The 2,173-nt window shown below is 62.3% G+C and carries 3 protein-coding genes and 1 pseudogene; 3 read left to right on the top strand and 1 reads right to left on the bottom strand.

Going from position 1 to position 2,173, the window contains the following annotated elements:
* The first annotated feature begins 385 nt into the window (after positions 1 to 385).
* The 3 genes and pseudogenes from AC629_RS42970 (at position 386) to AC629_RS42975 (ending at position 1,541) form a co-directional block, all read left to right on the top strand.
* Positions 386 to 1,014, top strand: a pseudogene (locus AC629_RS42970) (FAD-dependent monooxygenase).
* 2 nt (positions 1,015 to 1,016) lie between these two features.
* Positions 1,017 to 1,160: a hypothetical protein gene (locus AC629_RS47460; protein ID WP_168195738.1), complete on the top strand. Its 144-nt coding sequence runs from the start codon at positions 1,017 to 1,019 to the stop codon at positions 1,158 to 1,160.
* 15 nt (positions 1,161 to 1,175) lie between these two features.
* Positions 1,176 to 1,541 (top strand): FAD-dependent oxidoreductase, encoded by a 366-nt coding sequence (locus AC629_RS42975; protein WP_084810657.1) that lies wholly within the window; start codon positions 1,176 to 1,178, stop codon positions 1,539 to 1,541.
* Positions 1,542 to 1,637: 96 nt separating this feature from the next.
* Here AC629_RS42975 and AC629_RS42980 read toward each other — a convergent pair.
* Positions 1,638 to 2,173, bottom strand: a 536-nt coding sequence (locus AC629_RS42980; RefSeq protein WP_245332190.1) for a tyrosine-type recombinase/integrase, incomplete at its 5' end; no start/stop codon positions are given.

A 2,173-nucleotide genomic window follows, 5' to 3' on the forward strand; every position in this document is an offset into this window, starting at 1 on the left:
GACCTGATCCGCGGAGGGCATTATGGCCAGCGGTCAAGTGAACCGCGCAAACAGGCCGAACACATGGCCGCTCCGACCAACGCCGCAAAGTGAAGATTCCCCTTGCCAACCAGGAGCCGTCCACACATGGCCCATCAGCGACAGTTTGCGTAGTGTGGGGACGTGTCCGAAGTTGAGGGTAGACCGGAAGTCTCGGGTTGAGGGTCAAACCGGCGCGATTGCCCCATAGCGGTCGTGGCTTTGCATTTGTGCGGTCCCGCAGTTTCTTTTTTGCAACCATTCTGCAGGGCGAGGATTGAGATTCGCATCGTAGGAAGGGAGCCTGGCGAAACCCACCGCGAGAGTTCCAGACCAGATTCGCCAATCAAGTGCGGAGACGCGCCCCATGGCCGAGGAGACCCCAGTCCTCATAGCGGGCGCAGGTCCGGCCGGCCTCGCATTGGCCGTCGCCCTCGCCCGCCGCGGCATCAAGGCCATCTGATTGACAAATCGGAGCGACCACAGGAGACCTCTCGCGCGATCGTCATTCATGCCGGTTCTCTGCTTGCGCTTGAACCACTGGGCGTGACGCCGCTGCTGCTGCAGCGAGGCCTGAAGACGACAAAGCTCGTGATCGGCACGCCGACCCGCACTCTCCTGACTGCCGATTTCGGCAGCCTGCCGCCGCCCTATCCATTTGCCTTGACGCTTCCCCAGAACGAGACCGAAGCCGTCCTGCGCGAGCGCCTTGCCGCGCTGGGCGGCCATATGGAGTGGGGCTGCGAGCTTCTCGGTGTGACGCAGGACGCAAACGGCGTGGACACGGTCATCCGCTGCGCGGACGGCAACCGCGAGGTGCGTGCGCGCTATCTGGTCGGCGCGGATGGCTACCACAGCAAGGTGCGCGAAACCTTGAGCGTGACATTTCGTGCCGGCACCTATCCGGTCTCCGTCATGCTTGGTGATGTGCGGATGAGTTGGCCTTATCCCGACAATGAAGACTGCTTCTATCTCGTTGATGGGGGGGGGTTCTGATCGTGGCTGCGCTGGGCAATGGATTCCATCGCGTCGTCGCCGACATCGAAGATCCGCCGGCGCAGCCTTCCCGAGAGGATCTTCAGGATGTCGTGGATGCTCGCACGCCGAAGAACGTCGGCGCTTCGATTAGCGAGGTGCGGTAGTCGTCACGTTTCCACATCCATCACGGGCTGGTCGATCGCTGGCGGTCCGGCCGCATCTTCCTTGCGGGTGACGCCGCGCATGTGCACAGCCCAGCCGGTGGCCAGGGAATGAACATCAGCATGCAGGATGCATGTCTACTCGGCGATTTGCTGGCGGATGTGATAGCGAGCAAGAAGCCGGACACTTCGCTGGACCAGTATGAGGGTGTGCGCCGACCGATTGCTGCGGGTGTGGTGCGCACGACGGACTTGATGACCCGGGCGATCCTCGCCCGCAACGCGGTGACACGGGGCTTGCGCGATGAGGCGCTCTCCATCGCCGGCTCCATACCGGTCGTGCGGCGTAACCTCGCGCGCCGCCTGGCGGAACTGCCAGCATGATGATCGACGAGGTGATCGACAAGATTGGTCACTTCCATTATTGGCCCGAAGTTGCTGATGGCCGATGGGCAGAGCATGTCTGCTCTGCCCGGTGACTCAGACATCAACTTGTTCGGCAATCGCGAGCGCGTCGTCCACCTCGATGCCGAGATAGCGTACCGTGCTTTCGATCTTGCTGTGGCCGAGCAAGAGCTGCACGGCTCGGAGATACCCGGTGCGCCGGTAGATCAGCGTTGCATTGGTCCGGCGCAGGGAGTGGGTGCCAAACACCCTCGGGTCAAGCCCGATGCTTGCCACCCAGTCGGCGAGCAGGCGAGCATATTGGCGGGTCGTCATCGCCCGATCGCGCCCACGGCGCCTAGTGAACAAATACTCACTTGGCCTCTTGCCCGCCTCCTTCAAGAAGTCGTCAACGGCTTGCCGGGTTTGATCCGTCAACTCAAACTTGACCGGCCTCCCCGTCTTCTTCTGCCGGACGGTCGCACCATCGACCGCATAGCCATTCGGAGCGACTTCTTCGACCCTCAAGGCGACGACGTCGCAACCACGCAACTTGCTGTCGATCGCAAGGTTGAAAAGGGCAAGGTCGCGGGTCCGTCTTTCGATCAGGAGCCGGGTTCGGATCGACCAGA

This window comes from Bradyrhizobium sp. NAS80.1 (assembly GCF_001908205.1).
Taxonomy (GTDB): Bacteria; Pseudomonadota; Alphaproteobacteria; order Rhizobiales; family Xanthobacteraceae; genus Bradyrhizobium.